The organism is Candidatus Spongiihabitans sp., from assembly GCF_965237845.1.
Taxonomy (GTDB): Bacteria; Pseudomonadota; Gammaproteobacteria; order Arenicellales; family Poriferihabitantaceae; genus Spongiihabitans.
This window is the reverse complement of sequence record NZ_OZ250154.1, coordinates 1,511,587-1,531,559: the sequence shown is the minus strand read 5'-3', so window position 1 is coordinate 1,531,559 and position 19,973 is coordinate 1,511,587. Positions and strand designations below refer to the sequence as shown.

The following is a 19,973-nucleotide window of genomic DNA, read 5'->3' as shown; positions in this document are numbered from 1 at the left end:
TGCAATTTAATATTTGAGCCTGCGTTGTGTTTAAGAAAACATTATTTCCCTTTACGGTATTTATCGTTGTGGTTGGGTTTTTGGCGATAGGGCTAAATCGTAACCCCGGTGAAGTTCCCTCTCCATTCATTGGCAAACCCGCTCCGGAATTTTCATTGCCAACTTTAATAACATCGGAGCAATCTCAAATGATGTCAACTCCGTACAAAAAAGACAGGTTGTTCAAAAAAGACCTGCTGGGAAAAGTTTGGCTATTCAATGTATGGGCATCGTGGTGTGTCGCCTGTCGTGACGAACATCCTTTACTGGTTCAGTTGTCGCACAGCGGACTGGCCGACATAGTCGGTCTAAACTATAAAGATAGCGTAGCGGAGGCGCGCAAATGGCTGCAGCAATTTGGCAATCCTTATACTGTGATTGCGCTTGACCAAACTGGCGATGTCGGTATCGACTATGGCGTCTATGGCGTTCCGGAAACTTTTGTCATTGATAAACAGGGTATCGTTCGCCTCAAACATATCGGCCCGTTAACCAATGATGATGTACAAAACAAAATTATTCCATTGGTCATTTCGTTACAAGAAGAAAAAACTTGATGCTCCTTCCCGTCATTAAAATGCGGGTTATGCTGCTGTGTATTATGTTGCCGTGCCTGTCGGTATCGGCACAGGTGGATATCGCGGATTTCGATAACCCGAATCAACATGCGCTCTACCAGAAAGTAATAAAAGAATTGCGTTGCCTGGTTTGCCAGAATCAAAGCCTGGCCGACTCTAACTCAGACCTTGCCAAAGACCTCAGACGAAAGTCATATGAAATGATAAGGCAGGACAAAAATTATGACGAAATCATTCAATACATGATTGAACGATATGGCGAGTTTGTTTTATACCGTCCACGAATCACGCCCGCTACGCTGCTTTTATGGTTTTCTCCTTTCGTGATTTTAATTGCCATTGCGGGTTTCGCACTGCTCAAAATTCGCAAGCCGCGGCAACCCACTCACACCAAATTTTCCAAACAACAGCTGGCTAACGCAAAGTCTCTCATAGATAAGTCTGCCTTGTGATTATATTTTACGCACTCCTGCTTGGGATTATAATGATTCCTATATTGATGATTCTTCCGGCGCTGAGAAATAAGCGGAAAATCGTTGCGACTAACCGGGATGCCGCAAATGTAAATATAGCCCGGCAACGTATGCAGGAAATAGAACCGCTCAAGGACCATGGAGAAACAAATATCGAGGAAGCCCAACTCGAACTGCAGGCTGCTTTGCTTGAAGATCTGCTTGAAGATAATAAGACGATTGAACCTGGCACATCAACCGTTGTATTCAAGGGTTGGGGGGTGTTGATTATTTTGCTGATACCCCTGCTGAGCCTGGGTCTATACAGTTATTTAGGCAGCCCCCAATTTGCGGTGCAAACTATTGCTGAAATTGAGTTAGCTAAACAACCAGGCAACAAATTTGATATTGACGAATTACTAGTACAACTGGAAGCAAAACTTGATCGGGATTCCGAGAATCCTCAAGGCTGGGAACTTGCTGCCCGAACGTATATGACATTAGGCGACTACGACAAGGCAGAATCCGCCTATGCAAAACTAAACGCCCTGGTGCTCGGAAACCCCGATTTTTTAGCCGCCTGGGCGGATGCGGAAATAATGCTAACCGGGAATGTATATACCCCTGCTGCCAAAGATCGAATCGGAAAAGCGCTTTCGATCAATCCAAATCATGTCAACGCATTGTGGATGGCAAGCCTGGGCTCTGAAAGCCTGGGCGACCGTGACGGGGCACTTGTCCATCTAAACACCCTCTTGCCTTTGGTGATAGACGACCCACAATCCGTAGATAAAATTGAGCGATTGATTGAGCGCAATCGTAACTCTGATAATGTAAACAACGATACACAAAAGCAGAGGTCAACCGATCATGCGATCGGGAAAGTAATAGCCGTTGAAGTCATGCTTGCGGATAATCTCGTTGCCCAAGCAGATAAAAATGACTTCGTGTTCGTTTTTGCTAAAGCCCTGAAAGGCCCCCGCGCACCGTTGGCAGTAAGCAAGCACCAGGTTAAAGACCTGCCAATTGAGATTGAGCTTACCGAAAATATGGCCATGCTCCCCAGTATGAGCATTGCATCGTTTGACAAAATAACCGTCTCGGCCAGAGTCTCAAAAACTGGAAAACCTGTTCAACAGCCGGGGGATTTAGTCAGCGATACCACGTTGATTACCACGAACAACCAGAAAACCACCGCTAAGTTGATAATCGATCGAATAGTCGAATAGCCATCCTTAACAGATTCTCGGCGGTGACTATTTCGTTTCTTGATCTAATCCGTCTGCTAAAAATGGGGATTCAAATTCATCAGCCTTACTATTTTTCACTTCGCTGGAGAAATCCACAATCTTGGAAGATCCCCCTGATTGTCTGCGAATACTTTCCCCTTGAAATGAACTGCTTGCGTCTATGGTGAGGCTGCTAGCACTCAGTTTGCCCTCTACTTCTCCACCTAAAATAAGCTCAATGGATTCGCATTCAGCATCCCCAAGAAATTTGCCAGTAATGATTAAAGTATTCGCTCGCAGGTTGCTCTTCACGACACCGGATTGGCCAATCTTGACCACTCCGGTGGAGTTTATTTCTGCATCGACCTCACCATCGATATGCAGCTCACACTCTACATTTATTTTACCAGTAACGTGTGCTCCAGCTGCGATAGTTGTAATGTTTGATGAGCAATCTGTTTGTTGATTAAGCTTATTAAAGATGGCCATTTTATACCTCTGACTTGTGTGAAAATGTCGTGCGCGCCAAACTCCCACTCCAAAAACTGAAATGGATCGATTGGTTTACGAAGATACCGGATTTCGTAATGTAAATGTGCCGCCAAGCTTCTGCCGGTATTGCCAGAATAGCCAATCAAGTCACCTTTGCGGATTACATCTCCAACACTGACCAGCATTTCTTTTAGGTGGGAATATCGTGTTTCAAATCCAAAGTTATGCAACACAACAATCTGATTGCCGCTAAGATTAGAATAGTCGGCGCTGCTGACCAATCCATCTGCTGTTGAAAAAATTTTCTTGCTGGTTTTTGCCCGCAGATCCACCCCTTTGTGGAAAGACCTGACTTTCGTAACCGGATGGTTTCTCATGCCAAAATTACTGGTGATTACGCGATTTTCCAGGGGATAGCCGCTTGGGATGCTGTCGTGCAGTATTCGTTCCTGAGTTGCAGTCAAACCTGCCAGATCAACTCTGGATGTGAGGTCCGATTCTTTCTGGCTCGAATTTTTTTCACTGATTCCGATAACTTTTTCTATTTGCTGCATCCGGTTACCGATTTCTGAATATTCTTGTTCCTTGGCGTTATAAAAATTTCCAATCAGTTTTATACGTTGTTCGAGGGAAAACTCTAAATCATCGGTATCCATTCCACTGAACCTCTCAATCTCTACAAGTTCTTTACTAATCTGGGTTGCTTGCTGCTGATTACTGGCGATTATTTGATTAAGATTAGAGATTAAACTGTCGAATCGAATCAATTTTTTGTTTAAATTTTCTTTTTCAAAAGCAAGCGATGCGACGGCGTTGGATTGAAAAATATTAGTGCCAACTGAGGTAAAAACGATGACTAAAACGGCAACGCTAACTATAATCAGATTTCTTTTTGCTGTGGTCTTAACGAAAAAATGTTTCGATTCGAGATTATCTGATATGGTGATTGCCCAACGATTTCTTGTGGGATTTTTTAGGCGATTTTTCATGTTTTATTGATATAAAATTGTTGGCACACAATCTTTATTGCACTACTTTATTAATTTCATTTTTTCAATTGTGGAACGCCTTAGCGTACCTGATTCCGAAAAACTTTTCATTAACGAGTATAATCTTTTTTCTCCCAAGAAGTTACAGCTTGGGCGGCCTGGTTTCATGGGCTATGGCGTGGGCGGTAAAACCAATTAAATACACCTGTCAAAAATAGAACAGCATCATATAGAACAACATCATATAGAACAACACATTATGAAAGATTTGGAAAAGGTAATTATCGATGCCTGGGAAGATCGAGGCAAAACCACACCTGATAATGCAAGCGCTGAATTGCGTGAGGCGGTTCACCGATGCCTGGCCTTATTGGATTCCGGTGAAGCGCGGGTAGCGGAACCCAAAGATGGCGGCTGGCATGTGAATCAATGGTTAAAAATGGCCGTTCTTCTGTCTTTTAGAATTAGTGAAAATAAGAAATTAAGCAGTGGTTTCGCTACCTACTACGACAAGGTTGCACTTAAATTCAGCGACTATCGCAGCGCTGATTTTGCCAACGGAGGATTTCGGGTTGTCCCGCCAGCAATGGTCAGACGAGGTGCCTATATCGCTAATGATGTTGTACTTATGCCAAGTTATGTCAATATCGGCGCTTACGTGGGCACTGGAACAATGGTCGATACTTGGGCAACTGTAGGATCGTGCGCACAAATTGGCGCAAATGTTCACCTTTCCGGGGGCGTGGGTATTGGTGGCGTTCTCGAACCGGTGCAGGCATCTCCGACAATTATCGAAGACAACTGTTTTATAGGCGCGCGCAGCGAAATAGTGGAAGGCGTGATCGTTGGTGAGGGCGCTGTCATCTCCATGGGCGTTTATATCGGACAAAGCACGCGTATTTTGGACCGTGCTTCTGGAAAGGTAAGTTACGGTTACATTCCTCCTGGTTCCGTGGTTGTATCGGGCTCAATTCCAGCTCAAGACGGTAGTCACAGCCTATACTGCGCGGTAATTGTAAAAACTGTGGACCAGAAAACGAAAAATAAAGTTGGTATTAATGCATTAATTCGCAGTATCTAGTTCAATTTTGGAAGCCCTGTTTTATGAAATTCAAATATAAGATGAGCGCCGCCACGGACATCGGTCAGATGCGTGAAATTAATGAAGACAGTTTGAGGGTTATGCCATCCATAAATCTCGCGGTCGTGGCAGACGGCATGGGCGGTCACAAAGCCGGGGAGATCGCCAGCCGAATGGCTGTTAATTCGCTATGCGACTATTTTGAAGAGCAGGCAGCGGTTGGCGTACAAATCGGTGGTGAAATATCCTCAGCGACCATGATTGACGCATTTTCACTGGCAAATAGTCAAGTTTACGCCCATTCCCATCAACTGGAAAATTGCGAAGGCATGGGAACGACGCTGGTTGCGTCATTGTTCCAATCCGAAGTTATTCAAATTGGACATATCGGTGATTCAAGAATGTATTGTTTTTCTGATGGCGAAATAAAACAGCTTACAACAGATCACACATTAGCCACGAACTTAAGTGTTGACCACCCCGATTGGCCCGAGTGGAAATTTCCCGCTTATAGTCATCATGTTTTACAAAAGGCGTTAGGTATTGAGGCCAGTTGCAGTCCGGATTTTTTTACCGCTGCTCCGCAACACAATCAAATTTACTTAATATGCTCGGATGGATTAACTGGCGTTGTCAATGATAACGATATTGCTGCAATTCTGGCCCGGCATGCCGATCAACCTGAACACTGCCTGGAAACATTGATCGGCGCATGCCTGGAAAATGGCGCTCCGGATAATGTTTCCATAATTCTGGTTTATGTTTCTAGAGTGCCAGGGTGATCACTTTGATGGGTTCTCTTCGATGGAAAGCGGGCTCTAACCAGTGCGCCCCAACTCGCTGGTTTTAGTCGTAAGCTGGCCGTCATACCGTTCGATAATTTCCTTGGCAACCGAGAGTCCAATGCCCTGCCCCGGCGTGTGCTGATCCACTCTTGCGCCACGCTGAAACACCGATTTTCTTTCGGATTTCGCAATACCTTGCCCATCATCATGAATTTCAATAGTTAGTCCAGTGATGCGCTTCGATTGCCTCTGCATTAACTAAAAGGGCATATCGAAGCTACGATTTCGACCATTTACAGGCATTGTCCATCATGTTTCCCAAGAACTCAAACAAATCACTCTCATCACCATAAAATATTGAATTAGGCTCAATACGCCACTCACTATTGAGATTTTTATCGGCATATACTTTTTGTAGCGTAACATCCAGTTTCTTAAGCGCCGTCTCAACCTCAACCGCACTATGCATGATTGAAAACTGGGATGAGGTGGTACGTTTTAATTGGTAATCGACGATTTTGCTCATACGATCAACCAGATCGTTGATATTTTCCTTGTTCAATTCATTTTATTTTTCTGTTATCCCTTTAATCACGGTAAGGGGTGTTTTCAAACTATGGGCAAAATCGCCTAAAGTATTGCGGTAGCGGGTTAGATCTTTTTCTCGTTTCCAATGAATAAATTGGCTTGCTCAATTGAGCAATTTCCTGTGGGTATTTGCCAAGAATTTTCCTTTGTTTAGCGTGTTCTATCAGCTCCAGTTCCGCTGTGACCAGACCCAGCGGTTTTAAAGCCCCAAGTAAACTAATCGCTGGCATCAACAGCAACAGCAACAGCAACAGTACGCCTGCCATGCCCAGCCAGAGTATGAGTGCGTTTCGATGGGAATGGATAACTTGCATATAGTTTTGGCTTTCGTTAATCATCGCCAAGTCAATGCGACTTCCTTCGCAAGCCCCACTTCCCATTGGTTTAACTTGCGTGGGAAGTATTTTCCCATGACACAACTTTATTCGCCGAGAATGAACCGATTTATGAATCGCACATGAATCGAAACTGAACGATGAGTGTGTTCAAGTGTTTCTTAAACATCGAAAATCTGAAGCGCCTGTTCGATTCGTCGCGGCGCGATGATGTCAATATTTGACTTGCTGGACTTGGGTTTGTTCGCGGCTGGAATGAGCGCTCTGGTGAATCCAAGTTTTTCTGCTTCTTTGAGGCGTTCCATGCCTCGCTGTACCGGTCGAAGCTCGCCGGACAGCCCGACCTCACCGAATACAATCAAGTCGCTGCCCACGGCCCGGTTTTTAACACTGGACAGGATCGCCATCAATACAGCCAAATCTGCTCCGGTTTCTGAGACACGGACCCCCCCGGTCACATTGGTAAACACGTCATAGCTATTCAAAGAGATTCCGGCATGTCGGTGTGCGATGGCCAATAACATGGCCAAGCGATTTTGTTCGAGACCAACGCATAATCGTCGGGGGTTGGCCAGCGCGCTGTCATCTACCAATGCCTGAATTTCAACCAGTAATGGGCGAGTCCCCTCCTGAGTGGCAAGCACCACGCTACCCGGTTTTTCCGCGCCATGCTTGCTTACAAACATTGCTGAAGGATTGCTCACGTCTTTTAACCCTTGTTCAGTCATTGCGAATACACCAATTTCATTAACCGCGCCAAAGCGATTCTTGACCGCGCGGATTAGCCGGAAGCTATTTGAACTTTCCCCCTCAAAATACAACACACTATCGACCATATGTTCCAGAATTCTGGGCCCGGCCAGCGCCCCTTCTTTGGTAACATGACCAACCAGAATCACGCAGCAGCCACTTTGTTTGGCATATCGCACCAATCTAGCCGCGCTTTCCCTAACCTGAGAAACACTTCCGGGCGCGGCAGTCAACATATCGCTATAGAACGTCTGAATGGAATCAGCGACCAACACCGTCGGTGACTCGTTGTGTGCAATTTCCAGCATGGTTTCGAGACGATTTTCCGCCATTACTTTCATGCTATGGCCGTCTAAACCCAGACGGTGAGCACGCAATGCAATCTGTTCAGTTGATTCTTCACCGGTAACGTATAGCACTTCAGATTTCTTGCCGATATTGCATAGATATTGCAGTAACAGCGTCGATTTCCCAATTCCGGGGTCACCACCGATGAGAACCACAGATCCAGTCACCAGTCCACCCCCCAACACCCGATCGAATTCTGCACTGCCGCTGGAGATTCGCTTAATATTCTCGAGCGCCACCTCCCCAAGCATTTGAACGTTAGCGTCCGGCGAGAAACCGGAGAATCGCTCGGTAAGTGATGACTGTCGTTGAACTTGTTGCTCTAATAGCGTATTCCATTCTCCACACTCGCCGCATTGCCCCGACCATTTTGAACTCTCACCGCCACATTCGGAGCAATAATAAACAAATTTCGCTTTGCGAACATGATTCTTTTTGGCGCTACGCATTATTTTAAGTATCCCCTTGTGTAAAACCCTCTGTAAATCTATTTTTTATTAAATGGTACGTTTATGTCCTTTATGCCCTTATGGTTTGGGTATACCCAAAAAAATATTTTAAGTATCCCCTTGCGGGAGATAACAGAAGGGTAAACTTTGGTTTTAGCCATGGCTTTCTTATTCATGGTCTTTCTTCTTTACGGGAAGTCTCGGAATTCGTGTCGTCACTTTACATAGCAGCTCGTAGGGTATGGTGCCGGCCCATTGTGCGACTTCTTCGATACTCAGACCATGCCCCCACAACGTTACCTGAGTGCCTGCTTTTATGCTCTCCAGATTGGTCACATCCACCGTAATCATATCCATAGAAATTCGTCCGATGATGGGTGCCCGCTGATTGGCAATCAAAACACATGCACGGGAATCTTCCACTCTAGGGTATCCATCGCCATAGCCGAGACCGACCATGGCAATTTTTGAAATTCGCCGGGTACGAAAAATACCACCATAGCCGACAGGTTGGCCGGCCGCAATTGTTTTAACTGCAATCAACCTTGCCTGCAACTGCATCACCGGCTTTAAGTCAAACTTTGGTATTTTGTCTCCCTGCTGTTTGCAGGCCGTTGCACCATAGAGCATCAGTCCCGGTCTAATCCAGGAAAAATGCGTAGCCGGCCAACGCATTACCCCGGCGGAATTTGCCAAGCTTTTTTCGCATTTAATTTTATCTGCGACCCGGTTAAAAACCTCCAGTTGCCTATTTGTAAAATCATCGCCTATAACATCTGCATTGGCTAAATGAGACATTAACCGTATGTTTTTAATAGTGGGAATATCTTGAAGTTTTTTATAAATCGTTTGTACTTCATCTGCATCAACGCCTAGTCGGTTCATACCGCTATCGAACTTAATCCACACTGATATCGGATTACCCTGATATTCCTCCAGCCACTTTACCTGCTGTTGATTATGCACCACCGCATGCATATGATATTGATCAAAACACTGGAGTTGATCCTGCCGCCACAACTCGGACAGCACCACCACTGGTTTATATGCCTGAACGCACCGACATTGAATGCCTTCGGCGATGGTTGCGACAGCGAAAGCATCCACCCGCTTATGAATGGCCTGGCAAACAGTTTCGAGTCCATGTCCATATGCGTCCGCCTTGATGACTGCCATCAATTGCGATTGCGGCGCAGCGCGCCTGATTTGGCCTATGTTGTGGTGCAATGAATCCAGGTCAATGAGCGCTCTGGCGCGCCATGAATAATCCGATTCCGGGTGATGCAAACGAGTGGGTGGATTAAAAATTATGCGCTCCGCTCTTATTGCTTTTGCCTTTATTGGTTGTGCCCGGAATATTGTGAGGCAAAGTTTTCAAAGCGGGTAAACTCCCCTCTAAATGTTAATTTTGTGATGCCGATGGGACCATTTCGTTGTTTTCCGACTATAACTTCTGCAATCCCTTTTTGTTCGGTATCTTCGTTGTACACTTCGTCTCGATAGATAAAGAATATGACATCCGCGTCCTGTTCAATGGCACCTGACTCTCTGAGATCTGACATTACCGGGCGTTTGTTGGGTCGTTGTTCCACACTTCGATTTAACTGCGACAAGGCGACTACCGGAACATGCAGCTCCTTGGCCAGTATTTTCAACGAGCGGGTGATTCCGGATATTTCCGTGGCCCGATTTTCAGTGTTGTCCGATGCTTGCATAAGTTGAAGGTAATCAACAATTATCAATCCTAAATTATTGTTTTCACGTGCTATTCTCCTCGCTCTTGACCTTAAGTCCAAAGCATTGAGTCCTGCTGAATCATCCACAAACATCGGTGCCTTATCCAACAACCCGACAGCAGAATTCAACCGTGGCCAATCCTCATCACCAAGGCGCCCGGTTCGAATTTTGTTGGAATTGATCCGACCCAGGGATGCCAACAACCGCATGGCCAGTTGCTCACCCGGCATTTCCATACTGAATATGGCTACCGGCAATTTTTTCTCGACCGCAACATACTCCGCAATATTCATGGCAAAAGAGGTTTTCCCCATAGATGGCCGCCCTGCGACTATAACCAAATCACCGGGTTGTAATCCAGACGTCATGCTATCTAGGTCGGCAAACCCTGTGGGAATGCCGGTTATGGCTTCTTTTGACTCATAAAGTTCTTCAATTCGATCAATTGATCGCGCCAGCAAATCCTGGATCGAGGTAAATCCTTGTCGATTGCGACCATCGCGCTCAGAGATATCAAACACCAGTTTTTCAGCGTTATCAAGCACTTCCCTCGGTGTGCGCCCTTGCGGACTGTAAGCACTGTCGGAAATATCATTTGCTGCGGCAATCAGCGAACGCAAAATAGCGCGTTCTCTAACAATCTTTGAATAAGTCAGGATATTTGCCGTGCTTGGCGTGTTATTGGCCAATGTCCCAATATAGGCAAGGCCACCGGCGTTGTCCAAATTACCTTCGGACTCCAACCATTCAGAGGTTGTGACTACATCGGCTGGATCCCCAGCAACCTGTAAACCGGAAATGGCCGCAAAAATTAGCCGATGGTTTTGACTGTAAAAATCCTGGACCCCCACTTCATCGGTAACCTCAGCCCATTTACGATTATCCAGCAACAAACCTCCCAACAAAGACTGTTCCGCTTCCAGTGCCTGAGGCGGTAATTTCGGTGAATGGGTTATCAGTTGTGCAGTTTCAGCCAATGGAAAGAATTAATAGGTCAATGATTATTCAGGGCAACCTATAGCATACCAGCAACTGCCTTCCCTGACAGCCCCTAAGCAAAAAAGGGGTAAAAAAACACCGCAATTGCGGTGCTTTTATTACGTGAGGCCGTCAATGTTAGTTTTCCGTGAATTACCTTGGATTGAATTGGTTATCTTCTTTATTTTTATCCACATTATCATCAGAATCACCGCTGAAATCATCGCCAGACGCGGCATCCTGGCGACTGTCATCATCCGCAGAATCAGCGATTGGATCGTCAGTATGTTCGCCTTGTACCTTGATTTTCACAGTAAAACGCACTTCTGGGTGGAGTATGACATCAGCCTCGAAATCACCGATGTATTTTATCGGGCCGTCGGGTTGGATAATTTCAGACTTCTCTATCTGGGTACCCGCTTCGGTTAATGCTTTGGCAATATCGAGCGGTGATACCGATCCATAAAGTTGACCCTGTTCACCACATAATCGAGTCAGCGTAATTTCTCTAATCGCAAAATCTGCACGTGCTTTTGCTCCGTCCAAACGCTTACCTTCCTGTTCGGCTAATTGCCGCAGCCGCTCTTCCACCTTAGCTTTTGCATCAGGAGTCGCCAGCATTGCTTTTTTCTGAGGGATTAGAAAATTACGCGCGTAACCATTTTTGACGTTCACCAGGTCGCCAATCTCGCCGACGTTCTGAATTTTTTCTAATAGAATAATTTCCATGCTGCTCCTCATTAGTTGTCGTGTTGGTCGGTATATGGGATTAACGCAAGAAATCTGGCGCGCTTAATCGCCGTGGCCAACTGCCTTTGAAAATGCGCCTTGGTGCCAGTACTTCGGCGGGACAAAATTTTGCCCGTCTCACTCACATTCGTGGTCAGAATATCCATGTCCTTGTAATCAATGGATTGAATACCCTCTACGGTGAATTTACAAAACCTTGGGCGTCTTTGAAATTTACGGATCATGCTGATTTCTCCTCTTCGCTGGCCTGCTCTTCAAGGGCTTGCTCTTCAATGACCTGTTCATCAGGTAGCCGTTCTTTCAAGGGGTTTTCAACAGATTCTGCAAGCGCCTCCTCAGATTCAATTTCTTTATTGATTTCATCCCCATCGGTATCATCAGTGGATACAGCGCGTTGTTTTTCAGCTCTCTCAGCCTCCGCAGCATCTTCTTTGGCCTTCGCTTTTGCCATCGGAGATTCTTCTGTAATGGCCTCTTTTCTTCGGATGACTAAATGGCGCAAAATTGAATCGTTAAACTTAAAGTTGTTCTCGATTTCTCTCAGAACAGTGAGATCGCATTCAATATTTAGCATGACGTAATGTGCTTTATGCACATTATTGATCATATAAGCCAAACGTCTGCGGCCCCAGTCTTCAACTCGATGGATATTGCCCTGACCCGATGTGACCATTTCTTTATAACGGTTAATCATGGCCGGGACTTGTTCGCTCTGGTCCGGATGAACCAGAAACACAATTTCGTAATGTCTCATTATTGCTCCCTGTGGTTAGGTATCTTCCCACCCCGACCAAACTTTTTTAGCGTGGCTATCGGTAGTGAAGAAAGGAGTTAGTGTGAATTTTGCGGTGGTGATTCTATATGAAGTATTATAATTATACAATACAGTGTATGGGTCCCATATTGCACTTTTTGTTGTTGTCGATGACAGCCTGAACTGGCGTTTTCAGTGCAAGCCCTTTGTGGGGTCGGATGGCGTTGTATTTGATTAGCCAATCGGCCAATTTTTGGTTGAATAAAGCCAGGTCGTTGAACAGCAGGCTCTCGTGGCAGTCGATGAACTGCTCCTAAATGATGCGGCTAACGCCCCCGCCGCCATTCCCGAAGTCCTTTATCGGGAAAAAATCACCTGGAGTGATTTTTATTCGTCTCATCCTTGAGACTTACCCCTTCGGGGCTTGCGTGAAAAATTGCTCCTGCAATTTTTTCGTGAGCTAGCGAACCCGCAGGCGGCGTATTAGGGATGATACGCACAATCCAGCGCTTTTTCTTTTATGCTTGCTTTAGCAGTACGCGACCTCCACCCCAACCTCCACCGTTTCCGTTTTCACGGCAATGACCGATTGGAATAAAAGCAGAAGAAAAGCCTGCATTTTCACAGATTGCCTCTAAATTTTAAGGAAATCTTGAATTAATCGGAATTTCTTTAGGCGTTATAATAGGAATTATCACGTTTTGTTATTATAATTCGCACTTCAAAATTTCAGGGTTTTTATCATGTATCAATCATTTGCACCACCTAAACGGCTTTTGATGGGGCCTGGCCCTACTATGGTTCATCAACGGATTTTGGACGCTTCCTCAAGATCGACAATCGGTCATCTCGATCCAACCTTTGTGGTGCTGATGGATGAGATTAAACATTTGCTTCAATATGTCTTTCAAACCGAAAATTATATGACCATGCCGGTCAGTGCGCCTGGCTCTGCGGGCATGGAAATGTGTTTTGCTAACTTGCTTGAAGCGGGCGATAAAGCGATTGTATGTATTAACGGTGTGTTCGGTAGCCGAATGAAAGAAAACGTTGAACGCTGTGGTGGTAGCGTAGTTGTCGTCGAGGACCAGTGGGGTTCTCCGGTCAGTCTGGAAAAAGTTGAACAGGCGCTGAAAGATAACCCGGATGTCAAAGTGGTTGCGTTTGTTCATGCGGAAACCTCAACCGGGGCGCTATCCGATGCACAAGCTTTGACTAAATTGGCGCACGAGCATGGCGCTCTGGTTATCGTGGATGCGGTAACATCGCTTGCCGGCGTGCCGCTAATGGTGGATAAATGGAAACTGGATGCGGTCTATTCGGGCAGTCAAAAGTGTCTTTCCTGTTTTCCTGGATTGTCCCCGGTTACATTTTCCGAAGCGGCTTTGGACAAAGTCGGAAATCGAAAAACCAAAGTCCAAAGTTGGTTTTTGGACATCAATTTAGTGATGGGATACTGGGGGGCAGAGGGCGGGCGTTCATACCATCATACCGCGCCGGTCAATGCTTTATATGCCCTGCACGAAGCGTTGTTGATGGTGCATGAAGAAGGCATTGAAAATGCCTGGGCGCGACACCAGCGCAATCACCAATTACTGGTTGCCGGACTCAAACAACTAGGCCTGGCGTTATTGGTGGAAAAACCCTATCGGTTACCGCAGCTCAATGCGGTACTGATTCCCGATGGCGTTGACGATGCCGCTTCCCGCAAAAACTTTCTCGATAACCATGGTTTGGAAATTGGCGCTGGACTCGGTGTTCTGGCCGGCAAGATTTGGCGGATCGGGCTAATGGGTCAAGCAAGCAGAGCGGATTACGTTGAACGATGCCTGACAATATTAAAAGAACAGGTGGCAACAGTGGATTGAGGCTCAATTTGCGTGATAACCGCCCATCGGTGTTATGCGTGCCCCGAAATTTCTGTGCTGGACTTGCTTCAAAATACATTGCCTCAAAATAATTGCTTGGCCCGGAAATTTAAGCCAAAAAATTAAAGTGAACTATGATCTAATATTCTTAACATACGCCGTAGCGGTTCGGCGGCGCCCCAAAGCAGTTGATCGCCCACAGTAAATGCAGAGATATACCGTGCGCCCAGATTTAGCTTGCGCACTCGTCCTACCGGGATAGTTAATGTGCCGCTGACAGATGCCGGGGTTAGTTTGGCAAGCGATGCTTCTCGTGTGTTTTCAACCAACGTAACCCAATCATTGCCTTGTTCCAAAATTTGCTCTATTTCATCTAACGGCAAATCTTTTTTGAGTTTAATGGTGAACGACTGACTATGGCATCGCATCGTTCCGACACGAATACAGGTGCTTTCTATGGGGATCGGTTTCGCCTCCCGACCAAGTATTTTGTTGGTTTCCACCGCGCCTTTCCACTCTTCTCGACTGCTGCCAGAATCCAGGTCTTTGTCAATCCAGGGCAACAAATTTCCAGCAAGCGGAACACCGATTTCCCCGGTGGGCAGTTGATCGGAACGGATCGCATCTATTACGGCTTTATCAATATCAAGTATTGAACTGGCCGGATTTTTCACTAAGTCACTGGCGGCGCGATTTACCACCCCCATTTGCTCGACAAGTTCGCGCATCTGCCGAGCGCCGCCGCCAGATATAGCCTGGTACGTAGCGACAGAAATCCATTCAACTAAATCAGCATTGCCCAAGTCAGAATTAAGCAGGCCATCCAGAGCCATCACCATTAAACTGACGGTACAATTTCCGCCAATAAAATCTTTTTGACCATTGGCAAGCCCCTGTTCGATCACCGGCATATTAACGGGGTCGAGAATGATGGTGGAATCCGCTGACATGCGTAAGCTGGATGCCGCATCAATCCAGTAGCCATTCCAGCCTTGCTGGCGAAGTTTTGCATGCGCCTCAGCAGTATAGTCGCCACCCTGGCAGGTGACAATCACATCCAGGCTTGCCAAAGATTCCAGGTCAAAGGCTTCTTGCAAGGGTTGAATTTCCCTGCCGATGTCCGGGCCAGGTTGGCCAGTTTGTGAGGTTGTATAAAAAACAGGCTGTTCGATCAATGAGAAGTCATCTTCTTCGATCATTCTTTGCAGGAGCACTGAACCCACCATGCCTCGCCAGCCAACAAACCCGACTCGATTTAATTTCATTACAATGTTTCTTAAGCTTTTCTAGGTCATCAATGGACGGGATTATACTGATTTCCGGATAAAAATCTTTAATTTTTCTGGCGGACAGGCTTGCAGATAATCAAGTTGGTGTATAGAATACGCGGCCGCCGGTTTCCGGTGATACGGTGTTTCGAGGTTTGCCATGGATGCAAGTCCATATGAGTTGCGGCTTACTTCGACACAGGTAATAATTTTTAATTGAGGAATATCATGGCTGTAACCGCCGCAGATAAAGCCGCTGTCGTTAAACAGCACCAGCGCGAAGAAGGGGACACAGGCTCCCCTGAAGTACAGATAGCGCTAATGACCGCGCGGATTCAGGATCTTTCTGATCATTTCAAAACACACATCCACGATCATCATTCCCGACAGGGATTGTTGCGGTTGGTCAATCGTCGCCGTAAATTATTGAACTATTTAAAAAACGCCGACATCGAGCGCTATCGGGCTCTGATCGGCAAGCTGGGGCTGCGCAAATAGGCCTAAGGCAATTGACAAAGTCCCATAACCAGCAAAAGCGCCATAATTAACAAGTCATTACAGGAGAAACTAAATTGAGTAAAGCAATAAAAACATTTCAGTACGGTCAGCATGAAGTGCGTCTGGAAACCGGGGCGACGGCAAGACAAGCCCACGGCGCAGTGATCGCCAGCATGGGTGACACCGTTGTCATGGTTACGGTTGTGGGCAGGAAAGAATACAAGGGGCATGACTTTTTACCGCTGACCGTTGATTACGAAGAAAGAAGTTACGCCGCGGGCAAGATTCCAGGCGGTTTTTTTAAGCGCGAAGGCCGGCCGTCTGAAAACGCTATCCTCACCTGCCGGTTAATTGATCGACCCATTCGACCGCTGTTTGCGAACGGGTTTATGAACGAGGTACAGGTGATTGTCACGGTCTTGTCGGTTGACCCCGAGATTAACCCGGATATTTTGGCCTTGATCGGGACTTCCGCAGCCCTCGAAATTTCCGGCTTGCCATTCAATGGCCCACTCGGCGCCGCAAGAGTCGGGTTTGTTGATGGTCAGTATGCGCTTAACCCGAACGCCACGGTTTTGGCCGATCAATCCGCTTTGGATTTGGTCGTCGCAGGCACTGAAAACGCGGTGCTTATGGTGGAATCGGAAGCCAAGGTTTTAAGTGAGCAACAGATGCTTGGCGCGGTCATGTTTGGGCATGAGCAAAGCCAGGCCGTGATTCAAGCTGTGAAAGAGCTGGGGCGGGAAGCCGGCAAGGAAAAATGGGATTGGCAGCCAGCCGAGAAGGATTTGTCGTTCAGTGGTCGTGTTGTCGAGCTGGCCGGCGATGGCATCGAAAAGGCCTATCAAATAACGGATAAGGCCGAGCGGCAAAATGCGCTGTCCGCAGTCAAGGACAGCATACTTTCCGAACTGTGCCCGGCGGATGCTACAGTCGATAATTCGGCGATAGTGTCTGATGAGATTAAATCCCTGGAGAAAAAACATGTGCGCGGCCGCATCATTGCCGGCCAACCGCGAATTGATGGACGCGATGCCAAAACAGTGCGTCCCGTCAGCGTTGAAATCGGCGTATTGCCACGCGCCCACGGTTCGGCAAAATTTACCCGAGGCGAAACTCAGGCTATCGTAGCGGTCACTTTGGGCACCGAGCGCGATTCACAGATTATCGACGCGCTGCAAGGCGACTATCGGGACAGTTTTATGCTGCACTATAATTTTCCGCCTTACTGCGTGGGCGAAACGGGTCGTGTCGGCACGCCTAAGCGCAGAGAGATTGGGCATGGGCGGTTGGCAAAGCGCGGAATCAAGGCGGTCATCCCGAGCCAGGAAGAATTTCCGTATACCATTCGAGTGGTATCGGAAATCACTGAATCCAACGGTTCGAGTTCGATGGCGAGTGTGTGCGGAACCAGTCTTGCCTTGATGGATGCCGGCGTCGTGACTAAAGCGCCTGTTGCGGGCGTGGCTATGGGTTTGATCAAGGAAGGCCATGGCTTCGCGGTATTGACGGATATACTGGGCGATGAAGATCATCTTGGCGATATGGATTTCAAAGTTGCCGGCACGACCGAGGGCATCACCGCATTGCAAATGGATATAAAAATTGACGGAATCACATCCGAAATCATGTCTCAGGCGTTGCACCAGGCAAAACAAGGCCGACTGCATATTCTGGAAGAAATGAATAAAGTGATTTCCGCCCCGCGGGCCGAGATGTCGGAATTTGCGCCAAGAATTGTTACCATCAGCATCAACCCCGAGAAAATTCGCGATGTCATCGGCAAGGGCGGGTCTGTTATTCGCGCCTTGTCCGAGGAAACCGGCGTGAATATTGATATCGACGATGATGGCACAATAAAAATTGCTTCCACCGATAATGCCGCGGCTCAGGAAGCGATACGCCGAATCGAGCAAATTACCGCGGATGTTGAAGTGGATACGATTTATGACGGGAAAGTGGTTCGCTTAATGGATTTTGGGGCGTTCGTAAACATTTTGCCCGGGCGAGATGGCTTGGTGCATATTTCCCAGATATCCAACCAGCGGGTTAATCAGGTTAGCGATGTACTCAAAGAAGGCGATCAGGTTAAGGTGAAAGTGTTGGAAGTTGACAAACAAGGGCGGGTTAGATTGAGCATGAAGGCGTTGGAAGAGGTTTGATCATGCCCGTGCATTCTTGTGCAAAGCAGGTTTTGAATTAAGCGTTTCCTTATATTGTTGCCGACATGGTTGAGTCAGACGCCCTCCGGCCAGAACCCCAGCCGTCAACATCTAAAACGGCGGGCGAAATGCTGATGTCCGCAAGAGAGGCATGGCAGCTATCCGTTGAAGATGTCGCGAGTGATTTGAATCTTGGGGCAGACGCAATTGATGCGCTGGAACGCGACCAATACGACCGGCTTCCGGGTTGCACGTTTGTAAAGGGCTACCTAAGATCATATGCCAGTTTATTGCGTCTGGACCCGGACCAGGTTATCGCCAGGGTGGATTTAAAACCCGAGCGGTTTTCAGGCATGCCGTCCTCCAAGGGCGCGCTAAAACCAAGAAGCAAGGCGCCATGCAGTTCGAATATGGGCCGATCGAATATGGGCCTGTCAAACAGGAGCCGATCAAACAAGTCGAGAGGGCTGTTTTTCAAGTCTGTACTGTCACTTGTTGTATTGGCTGGCCTGTCGTTATTCGGGTTGAATCAATTGTCGCATCTGGATACAGAGAAACTTGCCAGGTTCTTAAAGTTGCCGATTGCCGGGGATTTGGACAAGACGGGCAACGATTCCAATGGAATCCTGTTTCCTGCCACGGAAAATCCTGATAGTCCGGAAGGGCAAAAAGAAGCGCTGATTCGTGTTGACTAATTCGTGTTGCAGCGACACCGGATTGCAGTGAAACCGACCGTTGCGGGAATTGGCGAACTTTTCTTGGCGCGTCACTACAAGCACGACCCTTTCCGATGAAATATCAAAGGATGGCATTAGATTAAAACAGTGCGGATTGTGAAATATCGCTGTTGGCATCAATCCATTCGACCCATTGATCAAGCAATGGTTGATTGACTGCCGCGACTACAGAACGTTTACGCAACTTGCTGCAATCCAACGGCAAGCCGGAAAGCGAAGTCGCCATCCCACCCGCTTCCTGGAGAATCAGATAACCCGCGGAAAAATCCCACAGCTTTTGGCCGCCATGCAAATATAATTGAATTCGCCCTGCCGCCAGCCAACACCATTCCAAAACCGAGGAACCCAGATTTCTTTGAGAGCGATAGGGCGGGCAACGAACAAGCTGGGCCGCCAGTTCTCCAACCAGGCGCTTGTAATCCACATTGGCAATACAATCCCTCAAGCTCTTGGTGTGCGGGCAGGTCATCGGTTTGCCGTTCAAGAAAGCGCCTTGCCCGAGTCGGGCCGAGAAACATTCATCCCGTACCGGGTCATATGTCACGGCAAGGATGGGCAAGCCATCAATTACCAATGCCAATGAAACCCCAAAAAACAAAAATCCCGCTGTGAAATTTGTGGTGCCGTCCAATGGATCCACCACCCAATATCCATGCTCGCTTTGTTCGCAAGTCCTGACTTGCTCCGCATGGTTCATTTCCTCCCCGATAAATCCATATTGTGGCCATTTGGAGATTAAAATACGCTTTAACCGGTTTTGAATTCTCTGGTCAACTTCCGTGACCAGGCTGCCGTCCAGTTTAATCGCGGGGCGCTTAATATTGGGCGCCGGCAGGCCCTTTGTCAACGGTATGCCCCCTTTTCTTAACAGCGCGGTTGCAGCCTGTTTGACTATTTCAGCGAGGGTCAATATATCTGGAATGTTTGAGACGCTCTTGGCGGTAATTGTGGACACGTAAATTAAGAATCAGCTTCGGGAAGTTCCGATAATGCCATCCTGAGGCTGCCAGAGCAAGAACATGCACGACAACATCATCAACGTGAATCGCGATATGCGCTATAATATATGACAATTCAATCATTGAACAACGTGCCGGCAGCGTACC

The 19,973-nt window shown here is 47.1% G+C and carries 22 protein-coding genes and 1 pseudogene; 9 read left to right on the top strand and 14 right to left on the bottom strand.

All coding sequences use genetic code 11. The annotated features are described in order from the left end of the window. Positions 1–26: 26 nt before the first annotated feature. Genes ACPXXB_RS07395 through ccmI form a run of 3 tightly spaced genes read left to right on the top strand, consistent with a single transcriptional unit; the run spans position 27 to position 2,298 of the window. Complete coding sequence (locus ACPXXB_RS07395) at positions 27–596, top strand: DsbE family thiol:disulfide interchange protein (protein ID WP_423906052.1); 570 nt, start codon at positions 27–29, stop codon at positions 594–596. Further along, the gene (locus ACPXXB_RS07390; protein WP_423911054.1) at positions 596–1,069 is read left to right on the top strand and encodes a cytochrome c-type biogenesis protein; all 474 of its coding nucleotides are present in this window, start codon (positions 596–598) and stop codon (positions 1,067–1,069) included. Before ACPXXB_RS07395 ends, ACPXXB_RS07390 begins: the two co-directional genes overlap by 1 nt. Further along, positions 1,066–2,298, top strand: coding sequence for a c-type cytochrome biogenesis protein CcmI (ccmI, locus tag ACPXXB_RS07385; protein ID WP_423906051.1), 1,233 nt, complete (start codon positions 1,066–1,068; stop codon positions 2,296–2,298). Before ACPXXB_RS07390 ends, ccmI begins: the two co-directional genes overlap by 4 nt. 27 nt (positions 2,299–2,325) lie before the next feature. Here the strand turns inward: ccmI and ACPXXB_RS07380 are convergent, their stop codons facing one another. Further along, the gene (locus tag ACPXXB_RS07380; protein ID WP_423906048.1) at positions 2,326–2,787 is read right to left on the bottom strand and encodes a bactofilin family protein; all 462 of its coding nucleotides are present in this window, start codon (positions 2,785–2,787) and stop codon (positions 2,326–2,328) included. Continuing rightward, on the bottom strand, positions 2,697–3,779 hold the full coding sequence (locus ACPXXB_RS07375; RefSeq protein WP_423906046.1) for a M23 family metallopeptidase: 1,083 nt from the start codon (positions 3,777–3,779) through the stop codon (positions 2,697–2,699). Before ACPXXB_RS07375 ends, ACPXXB_RS07380 begins: the two co-directional genes overlap by 91 nt. A 259-nt stretch (positions 3,780–4,038) precedes the next feature. Between ACPXXB_RS07375 and dapD the strand changes: the two genes are divergently transcribed. Together dapD and ACPXXB_RS07365 are read left to right on the top strand one after the other, a co-directional pair. Further along, positions 4,039–4,860: a 2,3,4,5-tetrahydropyridine-2,6-dicarboxylate N-succinyltransferase gene (gene dapD / locus ACPXXB_RS07370; protein ID WP_423906043.1), complete on the top strand. Its 822-nt coding sequence runs from the start codon at positions 4,039–4,041 to the stop codon at positions 4,858–4,860. Between the two features lie 41 nt (positions 4,861–4,901). Beyond that, complete coding sequence (locus ACPXXB_RS07365; RefSeq protein WP_423906040.1) at positions 4,902–5,642, top strand: PP2C family protein-serine/threonine phosphatase; 741 nt, start codon at positions 4,902–4,904, stop codon at positions 5,640–5,642. A 36-nt stretch (positions 5,643–5,678) separates the two neighbouring features. Here ACPXXB_RS07365 and ACPXXB_RS07360 read toward each other — a convergent pair whose 3' ends face one another. The 10 genes and pseudogenes from ACPXXB_RS07360 to ACPXXB_RS07315 form a co-directional block, all read right to left on the bottom strand. After that, a complete protein-coding gene (locus tag ACPXXB_RS07360) occupies positions 5,679–5,900 on the bottom strand; it encodes an ATP-binding protein (protein WP_423906037.1) in 222 nt (73 codons plus the stop codon). Between the two features lie 22 nt (positions 5,901–5,922). Continuing rightward, the gene (locus tag ACPXXB_RS07355; protein WP_423906034.1) at positions 5,923–6,207 is read right to left on the bottom strand and encodes a hypothetical protein; all 285 of its coding nucleotides are present in this window, start codon (positions 6,205–6,207) and stop codon (positions 5,923–5,925) included. Between the two features lie 52 nt (positions 6,208–6,259). Continuing rightward, positions 6,260–6,571 (bottom strand): hypothetical protein, encoded by a 312-nt coding sequence (locus ACPXXB_RS07350; RefSeq protein ID WP_423906031.1) that lies wholly within the window; start codon positions 6,569–6,571, stop codon positions 6,260–6,262. Positions 6,572–6,729: 158 nt separating this feature from the next. Further along, a complete protein-coding gene (radA, locus tag ACPXXB_RS07345; protein WP_423906028.1) occupies positions 6,730–8,115 on the bottom strand; it encodes a DNA repair protein RadA in 1,386 nt (461 codons plus the stop codon). A 168-nt stretch (positions 8,116–8,283) separates the two neighbouring features. After that, a complete protein-coding gene (gene alr / locus ACPXXB_RS07340) occupies positions 8,284–9,402 on the bottom strand; it encodes an alanine racemase (RefSeq protein WP_423906026.1) in 1,119 nt (372 codons plus the stop codon). 50 nt (positions 9,403–9,452) lie between these two features. Beyond that, positions 9,453–10,808, bottom strand: coding sequence for a replicative DNA helicase (gene dnaB, locus ACPXXB_RS07335; RefSeq protein WP_423911051.1), 1,356 nt, complete (start codon positions 10,806–10,808; stop codon positions 9,453–9,455). Positions 10,809–10,983: 175 nt separating this feature from the next. Beyond that, the gene (gene rplI, locus ACPXXB_RS07330; RefSeq protein ID WP_423906023.1) at positions 10,984–11,559 is read right to left on the bottom strand and encodes a 50S ribosomal protein L9; all 576 of its coding nucleotides are present in this window, start codon (positions 11,557–11,559) and stop codon (positions 10,984–10,986) included. Positions 11,560–11,570: 11 nt separating this feature from the next. Beyond that, complete coding sequence (gene rpsR, locus ACPXXB_RS07325) at positions 11,571–11,801, bottom strand: 30S ribosomal protein S18 (protein ID WP_423911049.1); 231 nt, start codon at positions 11,799–11,801, stop codon at positions 11,571–11,573. Continuing rightward, on the bottom strand, positions 11,801–12,334 hold the full coding sequence (gene rpsF, locus ACPXXB_RS07320) for a 30S ribosomal protein S6 (RefSeq protein WP_423906022.1): 534 nt from the start codon (positions 12,332–12,334) through the stop codon (positions 11,801–11,803). Before rpsF ends, rpsR begins: the two co-directional genes overlap by 1 nt. Before the next feature lie 121 nt (positions 12,335–12,455). Then, positions 12,456–12,647 (bottom strand): annotated as a pseudogene (locus ACPXXB_RS07315) (integrase core domain-containing protein); the annotation flags it as partial. A gap of 427 nt (positions 12,648–13,074) precedes the next feature. On the opposite strand from ACPXXB_RS07315, the gene ACPXXB_RS07310 reads away from it, so the two are divergent. Beyond that, a complete protein-coding gene (locus ACPXXB_RS07310) occupies positions 13,075–14,202 on the top strand; it encodes a pyridoxal-phosphate-dependent aminotransferase family protein (protein ID WP_423911046.1) in 1,128 nt (375 codons plus the stop codon). A 122-nt stretch (positions 14,203–14,324) separates the two neighbouring features. On the opposite strand, the gene asd is transcribed toward ACPXXB_RS07310, so the two are convergent. Further along, a complete protein-coding gene (gene asd, locus ACPXXB_RS07305; RefSeq protein WP_423906019.1) occupies positions 14,325–15,467 on the bottom strand; it encodes an aspartate-semialdehyde dehydrogenase in 1,143 nt (380 codons plus the stop codon). Between the two features lie 231 nt (positions 15,468–15,698). On the opposite strand from asd, the gene rpsO reads away from it, so the two are divergent. The 3 genes from rpsO to ACPXXB_RS07290 all read left to right on the top strand — a co-directional run bounded on the left by rpsO (position 15,699) and on the right by ACPXXB_RS07290 (position 18,825). Beyond that, entirely contained in the window at positions 15,699–15,968 is a 270-nt protein-coding gene (rpsO, locus tag ACPXXB_RS07300; RefSeq protein ID WP_423906016.1) for a 30S ribosomal protein S15, read from the top strand. Positions 15,969–16,042: 74 nt separating this feature from the next. After that, on the top strand, positions 16,043–18,130 hold the full coding sequence (pnp, locus tag ACPXXB_RS07295; protein WP_423906013.1) for a polyribonucleotide nucleotidyltransferase: 2,088 nt from the start codon (positions 16,043–16,045) through the stop codon (positions 18,128–18,130). Between the two features lie 134 nt (positions 18,131–18,264). Continuing rightward, a complete protein-coding gene (locus ACPXXB_RS07290) occupies positions 18,265–18,825 on the top strand; it encodes a helix-turn-helix domain-containing protein (protein ID WP_423906010.1) in 561 nt (186 codons plus the stop codon). A 121-nt stretch (positions 18,826–18,946) separates the two neighbouring features. Here the strand turns inward: ACPXXB_RS07290 and ACPXXB_RS07285 are convergent, their stop codons facing one another. Then, on the bottom strand, positions 18,947–19,822 hold the full coding sequence (locus ACPXXB_RS07285; protein ID WP_423906008.1) for an inositol monophosphatase family protein: 876 nt from the start codon (positions 19,820–19,822) through the stop codon (positions 18,947–18,949). Between the last annotated feature and the right edge of the window lie 151 nt (positions 19,823–19,973).

Coding starts and splice junctions, on each gene's coding strand:
- ACPXXB_RS07375 (WP_423906046.1), bottom strand. CDS start 3,779: ATGAAAAATCGCCTAAAAAATCCCACAAGAAATCGTTGGGCAATCACC.
- rpsF (WP_423906022.1), bottom strand. CDS start 12,334: ATGAGACATTACGAAATTGTGTTTCTGGTTCATCCGGACCAGAGCGAA.
- dapD (WP_423906043.1), top strand. CDS start 4,039: ATGAAAGATTTGGAAAAGGTAATTATCGATGCCTGGGAAGATCGAGGC.
- ACPXXB_RS07380 (WP_423906048.1), bottom strand. CDS start 2,787: ATGGCCATCTTTAATAAGCTTAATCAACAAACAGATTGCTCATCAAAC.
- ACPXXB_RS07290 (WP_423906010.1), top strand. CDS start 18,265: ATGTCCGCAAGAGAGGCATGGCAGCTATCCGTTGAAGATGTCGCGAGT.
- rpsO (WP_423906016.1), top strand. CDS start 15,699: ATGGCTGTAACCGCCGCAGATAAAGCCGCTGTCGTTAAACAGCACCAG.
- ACPXXB_RS07390 (WP_423911054.1), top strand. CDS start 596: ATGCTCCTTCCCGTCATTAAAATGCGGGTTATGCTGCTGTGTATTATG.
- asd (WP_423906019.1), bottom strand. CDS start 15,467: ATGAAATTAAATCGAGTCGGGTTTGTTGGCTGGCGAGGCATGGTGGGT.
- ACPXXB_RS07360 (WP_423906037.1), bottom strand. CDS start 5,900: ATGCAGAGGCAATCGAAGCGCATCACTGGACTAACTATTGAAATTCAT.
- ACPXXB_RS07350 (WP_423906031.1), bottom strand. CDS start 6,571: ATGATTAACGAAAGCCAAAACTATATGCAAGTTATCCATTCCCATCGA.
- radA (WP_423906028.1), bottom strand. CDS start 8,115: ATGCGTAGCGCCAAAAAGAATCATGTTCGCAAAGCGAAATTTGTTTAT.
- rplI (WP_423906023.1), bottom strand. CDS start 11,559: ATGGAAATTATTCTATTAGAAAAAATTCAGAACGTCGGCGAGATTGGC.
- ACPXXB_RS07365 (WP_423906040.1), top strand. CDS start 4,902: ATGAGCGCCGCCACGGACATCGGTCAGATGCGTGAAATTAATGAAGAC.